At 40.6% G+C, this 6,730-nt stretch carries 6 protein-coding genes; 1 reads left to right on the top strand and 5 read right to left on the bottom strand.

The window, feature by feature from the left end; all coding sequences use genetic code 11:
* The first annotated feature begins 289 nt into the window (after positions 1-289).
* The gene (locus DBU79_RS01970) at positions 290-1,123 is read left to right on the top strand and encodes a sulfite exporter TauE/SafE family protein (protein ID WP_120935055.1); all 834 of its coding nucleotides are present in this window, start codon (positions 290-292) and stop codon (positions 1,121-1,123) included.
* Positions 1,124-1,513: 390 nt separating this feature from the next.
* Here DBU79_RS01970 and msrB read toward each other — a convergent pair whose 3' ends face one another.
* The 5 genes from msrB to DBU79_RS01945 all read right to left on the bottom strand — a co-directional run bounded on the left by msrB (position 1,514) and on the right by DBU79_RS01945 (position 6,726).
* Positions 1,514-2,593: a peptide-methionine (R)-S-oxide reductase MsrB gene (gene msrB, locus DBU79_RS01965; RefSeq protein ID WP_154411384.1), complete on the bottom strand. Its 1,080-nt coding sequence runs from the start codon at positions 2,591-2,593 to the stop codon at positions 1,514-1,516.
* Between the two features lie 124 nt (positions 2,594-2,717).
* Positions 2,718-4,064: a DNA repair protein RadA gene (gene radA, locus DBU79_RS01960; protein WP_195834205.1), complete on the bottom strand. Its 1,347-nt coding sequence runs from the start codon at positions 4,062-4,064 to the stop codon at positions 2,718-2,720.
* 104 nt (positions 4,065-4,168) lie between these two features.
* Positions 4,169-4,402: a ribbon-helix-helix domain-containing protein gene (locus tag DBU79_RS01955; protein ID WP_000858681.1), complete on the bottom strand. Its 234-nt coding sequence runs from the start codon at positions 4,400-4,402 to the stop codon at positions 4,169-4,171.
* Positions 4,403-4,558: 156 nt separating this feature from the next.
* Entirely contained in the window at positions 4,559-5,539 is a 981-nt protein-coding gene (locus tag DBU79_RS01950; protein WP_154411382.1) for an iron-sulfur cluster assembly scaffold protein, read from the bottom strand.
* 23 nt (positions 5,540-5,562) lie between these two features.
* Positions 5,563-6,726 carry a NifS family cysteine desulfurase gene (locus DBU79_RS01945; RefSeq protein ID WP_154411381.1) on the bottom strand — a complete coding sequence of 388 codons (1,164 nt, stop codon included), beginning with the start codon at positions 6,724-6,726 and terminating at the stop codon, positions 5,563-5,565.
* Positions 6,727-6,730: the final 4 nt, after the last annotated feature.

Genomic DNA, 6,730 nt, shown 5'->3' with positions numbered 1-6,730 from the left:
TATTACTCTTTCATGGGCGCTAAACTAGAATACCGAAGGATGTATAGCCTTTTCCTCAATTATGTGTTTGCTTACTAAAAACCCTCTTTAAAAAAAGGGGCTTGTTTAAAAACGCTTAAAAGCATTTTTAAAATTAAGCAGTAAAGAGCCTAGATAATCTCTTGCAACCGCTCTCAAGCGATAAAATTAAAGTAATCAAAACCCTATTTTTGTAATCATTAAAGAAAATTTTTTAAAGATTATCACTCTTTTTTGATAAAGTAATATTTTAGAATTTAAGGAGTTTTTCATGGAAGAATCAACAGCGTTTATTTTGGCTCTTGTGGGGCTATTCACCGGCATCACCGCCGGGTTTTTTGGTATTGGTGGGGGGGAGATTGTCGTCCCTAGCGCGATTTTTGCCCATTTTAGCTATAGCCATGCGGTGGGTATTTCGCTCATGCAAATGCTTTTTTCTTCAGTGGTCGGCTCTATCATCAATTACAAAAAGGGCTTATTGGATTTGAAAGAAGGCTCGTTTGCCGCGCTTGGAGGGCTAATGGGGGCGATTTTAGGGAGCTTTATCTTAAAAATCATTGACGATAAAATTTTAATGGCTGTGTTTGTGGTGGTGGTGTGCTACACCTTTATCAAATACGCTTTTTCTAGCAACAAAAAGCCAAAGCATTTTGAAGAAATGCATTTTGATTTGCATGCGAATAACAAAACGCCCGAAAAAAAGCGTGCAATCCCTTTTGTGTCTATGGATAGAACGCATGGGGTTTTGATGCTCGCCGGTTTTGTTACCGGCATCTTTTCTATCCCGCTAGGCATGGGTGGGGGGATTTTAATGGTGCCGTTTTTGGGCTATTTTTTGAAATACGATTCTAAAAAAATCGTGCCTTTGGGGCTATTTTTTGTGGTATTCGCTTCTTTATCTGGGGTCATCTCTCTTTATAACGGGAAAGTTCTTGATGATATAAGCGTTCAAGCGGGGGTGATTACCGGTATTGGAGCGTTTTTAGGGGTGGGCATTGGCATTAAGCTCATTGCTTTGGCTAATGAAAAGGTGCATAAAATCCTGTTGCTCCTCATTTATGCCTTAAGCATTTTAGCGACTTTGCACAAGCTCATTATGGGGTAAAAATCTAAAAATAAATCAAGGGCATTTTTTAAAGATGAAAGATGAAATAGCAAAGAGCTTGATTTTTAACAAGCGATAGTTTCTTAAAAAGCGCTTCTTTAGGGTTAGGGGGGTTTAGTTTGGGGGTTGTAATGGGATAACCCCCTACCCCCTTAAAAAATGAGTTTGAAACAAAAAATAAAATTAAAAACCCATTTTAAAAAAATAAAAAGCTTTAGTTATTGATATTTTAAGAACAAAACCATAAAACTTAAAAAAGAATGTCTTCAAAGTAAGGGTAATTAAAAAATGAATTATTTAGGGCGGATTTTAGCGTTTTTTAAAGACAACCCAAACGCTTAAACCCCCCCCCTATTTTAACCCCCCTTAAGAGGGCTTAGTCATCACCCCTTAATGCGTTTTTTTATCTTGGATGTATTTTTTCAATTCACCCTTTTTGATATAAGGGATAAACTCGCCATAACCCTCTTTTTCCATGTCTTTTAAGGGGATAAACCTTAAAGCCGCGCTGTTGATGCAATACCTTAAGCCCCCTAATTCTTTAGGCCCATCGTTAAACACATGCCCTAAATGCGCCTTACCAATACGGCTTAATACTTCAATGCGTTTCCTGTTAAGGCTCTCATCGTCTTCGTATTTCACCACATCTTTATTGATAGGCTTAGAAAAGCTTGGCCACCCGCAACCGGAGTCGTATTTATCCGCTGAAGAAAATAACGGCTCGCCTGTGGTAATATCCACATAAATACCCTCTTCTTCTTTGTTGTAATACTCATTTTCAAAAGGTTTCTCAGTGTGTTTGTTTTGAGTCACCTCATACTGGAGTTTGGTGAGTTTTTTCTTTAAAACTTCATCGCTTGGTTTGGTGTATTTATCGCTATCTACAATCACTTCATCCGCCTTTTTCAAATCAATATGGCAATAGCCACCGGGGTGTTTTTTCAAATAATCCTGGTGGTATTCTTCAGCCCTCACATAATTTTTTAACGGCTCTACCTCAATGGCGATTTTGCCTTTCACTTCTTTTTGTAACGCTTTTAAGGCATTGTCTATCACTTCCCTATCCGCGCTATTGACATAGTAAATCCCTGTGCGATACTGTCTGCCCACATCATTACCCTGCTTGTTCACGCTCACCGGATCAATCACCTTAAAATAATAGCGTAGCAACTTGTCCAAACTGATCTTTTTAGGATCATAGATCACTTTCACGCTTTCAGCATGATCGCTCTCATGCAACTTTTCATAATTCGTGCTTGAAGTCTTGCCGTTAGCGTAACCAGAGCTTGCGTCTATAACGCCATAAATCCTCTCCATATACGCCTCTAGCCCCCAAAAGCACCCCCCAGCCAAGTAAATCACCCTTTCATCGGTTTTTGGGTGTTTAGATCCCATGTTTTCATTCGCTTGCATAAACGCTCCTATTAGTAGAAAAAGATAAAAATGTTTCAAGTAAGATAATACTTTCATTGAATAACCTTTGTTTTAATTTTAATGGTGTCCGCCATTATAACTAAAAAAAATGGTAGTTGTTCTTTAAATTGAGTTTAAATTTTAATAAGGCTCTGTTTTGATTAGGTAACAAAAGTTCCAATCACATCCATTCAACAATCTTGCCCACCGCATTGGCTTCATAGCATTTGATCGAGGTTTTTTGGCTGGGTTTTTTAGGCAAAATGGCTTTTAAAAAGCCGTAATTTTCCATTTCTTTCAATCTGGCGTTCAAATTAGGGGCTTCTAAAATCCTACCATTCAAACTCACTTCGCCCAAAAACGCCGTTTTATTGTCAATTTTTCTGTTTTTAAAGCTTGAAAGGATGCTGGCAATGACCGCTAAATCGCAAGCCGGCTCGCTAATCTTAATGCCTCCGCTCACATTAATGAACACATCATGGCGGTTTAAAGGGATTTCTAGCTTTTTTTCTAATAAAGCGATGAGCATGTTAAGGCGGTTGGTGTCAAACCCGTTCGCTAAGCGTTTGGGCGCTCCAAAACTGCACTCGCTCACCAACGCCTGAATCTCTAAAATCAACGCCCTTGATCCTTCTAAAGTGATGGTAATGGCACTCCCCTCCATAGGCTCTTCTTTAGAAAAAAACAAGCTTGAAGCTTCTTTAGCGCTCACCAAACCCTGCTCTTTCATCTCAAACAAGCCGATTTCACTCGTAGGGCCAAAGCGGTTTTTAAAACTCCTTAAAATCCTTAATTCCCTACTGGGATCGCCTTCAAAATACAGCACGCTATCCACCATATGCTCTAGCACTCTAGGCCCTGCGATGCTCCCTTCTTTAGTGATATGACCGATGATAAAAACAGCAATATTTCTTGTTTTGGCTAAACGCATGAGCTCAAAAGTGATCTCTCGCACTTGCGAAATAGAGCCGGGCGCTGAAGAAATCTCTGGCGAATAAAGCGTTTGAATGGAATCAATCACGCAAGCAAAATAATTTTCGCTTTCAATATTAGCCTTAATCACAGGCCAATTGATTTCATTGAGCAGATACAATTCTTTTTCTATGCAATCCAATCTAGTGGCGCGCATTTTAATCTGGCTCAAGCTCTCTTCCCCGCTCACATACAAAACCTTTTGCTGGTTTTTGGCTAAGCCAGAAGCCACTTTCAAAAGCAGAGTGGATTTCCCCACCCCAGGACTCCCCCCCACTAAATACAACCCTCCTTTAGCAATCCCCCCACCCAAAACAATATCCAACTCGCTCTGAGTGGAAGAAAACTTCACCACTTCTTCATGCTCAATTTCAGCGATAGAAACGCTTTTTTGCGCTTTTGGGAGAGGGTTTTTAAGTGCGATTAAAACTTCCTTTTGGGTTTGGTTCAATTCTATAAAACTCTCCCATGCGTTGCATTGAACGCACTTGCCCAGCCACTTAGGGCTTGTAAAACCGCAATGCTGACACTCAAATAAAGAAGTTTTTTTAGCCAAAATACCACTCTTTTTTAAAACCACACAGCTAAAGACCAAATAAAAATGGGGTTTGGTTTTGTTCTATAGCAAAACTCGTAAAGCAAAAACAAGTTAAAAAGTTATCAAGGGCCATTTTGCTCTATTTTTCTTAAAGCCTTCAAAATATAGCGTTTGATATAAGATCCCACGCTTTCTTCTTCTTCGTTAGCCATTTTCTCTAGTTTTTGGTATTGCTCATCAGAAAAATACAAGCTTACAGCGCGAGTTTTTTTATTAGCGTCTGCTTTTGGTTTGCGCCCTAGTTTATTTTTAGTTCCCCTTAAGTGAGTTTCATCTGTGTTTTCTGTCGTTTTCATCAAGTTCCTTCAATCATCATCGCAAATCGCTTTAAACGAAAATAGCATATTAGCATAAAAGTAGCGTATAATGAATACCGCAAGCGCTAATCATTCTTCATTGTAAGTTTATTAGCACTCGCTTGAAAAAGGCTTTCACCCCCTAAAAAGAACAAATCAAATCGGTAACACCCTGATACTGCGATCCAATAATTCCTGCAAAGCGTTTTCAATGGCAAATAAAGTCCCGGTAGTCGCGCTCATGCACCCATCGCATGCCCCCATGTAGCGGATATACACATCAATGTAATCATCGCTTTCTTTAATGTCTAAAATCTCTAAATCCCCTCCGTCCATCATAAGCATAGCGCGGATATTTTCATCAATGACTTTATCCACGGCTTTAATCTTTTGAACCATAGTCATTTCCCTAAAAGCCAATTCCCCACTTTGGGATTTATCAGCGGTGGCTTTAAGCTTTTCAGCTTCCATTTCTTCGCGCACTTCTTTAAGAATATCCACCAGGTAATAATCCCTTTTTTCATGCCCTCCAGGTCTCACACAGCTTTTACAAAAAGCACCGGCTTTGGTGTAGTTAGTGATTTCTTCAACGCTTTTTAAATCATTGAGCCTAATCACTTCTTTAATCGTGCCTAAACTCACCCTAGCGCACTCGCACACGATGATTTCTTCTTCAAAATCTTCAGCGTTTTTCCCCAAATACATGCCGGCAGCTTTTTTGATCACATCATACGCCATCACGGAGCAGTGCATTTTTTGCCCAGGGACAGCCGGCGTATCCGGTTCATCTCTCAAGCCTCTTTCCACATCTAAATTCGTGATTTTTACCGCCTCTTGGACTCTTTTATTCAAACACAATTCCACCATCATGTCTGAGCTTGCGATCGCTGTTCCGCAACCAAAGCTTTTAAACTTCGCATCAACAATCTTATCCGTGCTTTCATCTACAAGCCAATACAATCTCACCGCATCACCGCATGCTTCTGCGCCATAATCCGCTACAATGAGCTTAGCGTTTTTAGCCTTAGCCTGATCTTCGGTGATGACCCCTAAATGCGTAGGGTTATCCATGCGCCTTTGAACTTCTTTAGAATACGCGTCCCAAAGGGCTGATCCCACTAAATCATGTTTTGCCATTTTAATTCCTTTATATTTTCTTTTTAATAAGAGCTTGAAATGTTTCTCAATCTTGTAGCCGCTTGAGAGAAAACTTCAATCGTTTTATCAATTTCAGCTTCCGTGTTAAAACGGCTTAATGAAAGCCTGATAGCGGTATGAGCTAATTCCTTACTCGCTCCAATCGCCACCATGACAGGATTAGCCTCTAAATCCTCACTCGCGCATGCACTCCCTGTGGAAGCGGCGATATTAGAGCGATTCAAATCCCACAGCATGGCCTCTCCTTCAATCCCTCTCACGCTGATTAAAGTCGTGTTAGGCACACGATGGACTCGATCCCCCACCACCATCACATCAGGAATTTTCAAAAGCGCTTCTTCTAATTTGTCGCGCAATTTCCCTACCACTTCTTTTTCATAGTCTAAATGCTCTACGGCTAATTTCATCGCTTCGCCCATGCCCACAATATAAGGCACATTCAAAGTCCCGCTACGCCTGCCATTCATATGCTCCCCGCCATGAAAAAGAGGGGTTAATCCCACCCCACTTCTAATATACAACCCCCCAATGCCTTTAGGCCCATGAAACTTGTGTGCGCTAAAAGAAAGAAAATCCACATTCGCTTTTAACACATCTACAGGGATTTTACCAATCGCTTGCACCGCATCGGTATGGAACAACACGCCCTTTTCTTTACAAATAGCCCCAATTTCTTCAACAGGGAAAATGAGACCGGTTTCATTATTCGCCCACATCACGCTCACTAAAGCGGTTTTTTCTGTGATCGCTTCTTTGACTTGATCTGCGGTGATACTCCCATGCTCATTAATGGGCAAGTAAGTAACTTCCACCCCCAAGCTTTCTAAAAAATTGCAAGTGGATCGCACCGCCGGATGCTCTGCAACCGTGGTTACAATATGGTTTTTGCCTTTTTTCAAGCATTCATCAAAATACACGCCCTTTAAAACCCAATTATTGCTTTCTGTCGCGCAAGAAGTGATGATTACATCATCTATATCCCTAGCGTTAATGCCCTTATAAAGCTTGTCTAGCGCTTCTGCAATGGCTGGGTGGGTTTCTGTGCCAAACTGGTGCAACGAGCTAGGATTCCCGTAATGATCCCTTAAAAAAGGATCCATGATTTCTTTGACTTTAGGGTCAATCCTAGTTGTAGCGTTATTGTCTAAATAAATTCGTTGTAACAAATGG

The organism is Helicobacter pylori, assembly GCF_009689985.1.
GTDB classification, from domain to species: Bacteria; Campylobacterota; Campylobacteria; order Campylobacterales; family Helicobacteraceae; genus Helicobacter; species Helicobacter pylori_CG.
The sequence above is the reverse complement of the archived record's forward strand: the minus strand, read 5'-3'. Positions and strand labels throughout refer to the sequence as shown.